At 51.0% G+C, this 1,969-nt stretch carries 3 protein-coding genes; all 3 read right to left on the bottom strand.

From position 1 onward, the window contains the following. On the bottom strand, positions 1-485 hold a 485-nt coding region (locus tag AC1DUO_RS24450), incomplete at its 3' end, for an SDR family oxidoreductase (protein ID WP_477989193.1). A 29-nt stretch (positions 486-514) separates the two neighbouring features. Continuing rightward, positions 515-1,330: an SDR family NAD(P)-dependent oxidoreductase gene (locus tag AC1DUO_RS24445; RefSeq protein ID WP_477989192.1), complete on the bottom strand. Its 816-nt coding sequence runs from the start codon at positions 1,328-1,330 to the stop codon at positions 515-517. A 252-nt stretch (positions 1,331-1,582) separates the two neighbouring features. Next, on the bottom strand, positions 1,583-1,969 hold a 387-nt coding region (locus AC1DUO_RS24440; protein ID WP_477989190.1), incomplete at its 5' end, for a recombinase family protein.

The raw sequence follows: 1,969 nt of genomic DNA, 5'->3' as shown, positions 1-1,969 counted from the left end.
GTGTAAGAGTGAATCGCCGCTTTGGTTGCTGAGTAAAGTGCATTGGTCACCAGGGGTAAAAAGGCCAGAATCGAACTGTTATTGATCAATACCGCATCCGGTTGCTGTTTCAGATGCTCAACAAATGCTGAACTAACCCGAACMGTGCCCAACAGGTTGGTATCCAGTAAGGTGGTGGCCATGTCGTCATCCAGTTCGGCAGAGGCGTTATCGAATGGCATAATGCCAGCGTTATTGATCACCACATTAAGTGCCGGATAGCGAGAGAGAACCTCTTGCGCCGCCGATTTAATACTTGAGGCACTGGTAACATCCAGCATCACGGAGTCCATCCCAGAGTTGGCAGCGGTAACTGTGTCCAGAAGCGACTTACGACGGCCCGAAATGATCACCTGATTACCCAGTTGATGAAATTTTTCTGCCATCGCACGGCCAATACCCGAAGTGCCGCCAGTGATAAAAATAGTGTTGCCTGTCAGTTTCATACGATTATTCCTGTTGGCTAAATATAATGTTAGTGAGTGAGGCCGACGCGATAACGGTCGGCGGGTACATTACTGGACAGTTGCGGAATCATGGCCTGGCGACTGCGTTCCATCGCCTGCCAGTAAGCGTCGTTATGCAATGACGGGATGGTGACAAGTTCCCCGTTAAGAAAACCCGCCAGCGCCGCATCCACCAGGTCATAAGCGCTCATCACTATCGACTTATCGAGTTGTTCGAGGGGTAAGCCGCCGTTATCCCAGAACGGCGTTGCCGTTGCACCCGGTAGCACAGCCTGGATGTGGATGCCCATTTCGGCGAGTTCATGATGCAGTGACTGACTGAATGCCAGCACAAAGGCTTTTGTGCCGCCGTACACGCCGTTAAGCAGTTCCGGCGCGAGGCTGACAATCGATGAGATATTGATGATGGCGCCTGCACCTCTGTCGACAAAACCAGGAACCACGCTGTAAGTCAGACGAGTCAGGGCGACGACATTGAGATTAATCATCGCCTGCATCTGATCGACATCGCTCAACAACAAGGGCGTATGAGTTCCGACACCGGCATTGTTCACCAGCAGTGTGATGCTGGCATCAGCACGCAGTTTCTGCTCCACAACTGCCAGCTGCTGGGCATCACCAAGATCGGCTGCCAACACTTCCACATTGCGGCCGGTGTCAGCAGTAATATGACTTGCCATCTGATTCAGGCGGTTATGGTTGCGGGCGATAATGATCAGGTCGTATCCCATGCGCGCCAGTCGACTGGCGTAAACAGCACCGATACCGGTGGATGCACCTGTGATCACGGCAGTGCCTTTACCTGGTTGTGTTACGAGACTCATTGCAGACTCCTTTGGGTCACCTTTGATGCGATGAGAGAATCATAAGTGAGAAAGAAACGTCTTAAATGACGATTATAGTAGTCATTTAAGACATTACGTATCTCACTTCGAATGACCGTCAGGAGTGAAAGTAACTATCTGGTTGTGATTTTTTTCGAGCCATGCCCCAGTTTCTGGTAGCCAGTAATGTCTGCTTTTGGCACATAGCAGACCATCCAGCTAAGAGGTTTTGAGCTGTATTTACACTCAGGATTATTGCTGCCCTGCTTTTACCCGGAGTATGGTTTGCCGGGTAGTATTAAATTCCCGCGCAATGGCGCTGATACTTATTCCGGCGTTAATCCGTGCAATCACCGTAAGTTGCTGTTCTTCCTTCAGTACTGAAGGACGTCCAAACCGTTTTCCAGCTGCTTTTGCTCGCGCGATACCAGAGTGCGTACGCTCAAGCAGCAAATCTCTTTCAAATTCCGCCACAGCAGAGATGACCTGCATGGTCATTTTTCCTGCCGGGCTGGTCAGATCCACCCCGCCCAGGGCTAGGCAATGAACGCGAATATCTGACGCCGCCAGTTGCTCAACTGTTTTTCTTATGTCCATGGCATTACGCCCAAGACGGTCCAGCTTGGTGACAATCAGCAC

The organism is Rahnella sp. P4_A8 (assembly GCF_056402435.1).
Note: the sequence above shows the minus strand (reverse complement) of the source record. Positions and strands in the feature narration are given on the sequence as shown.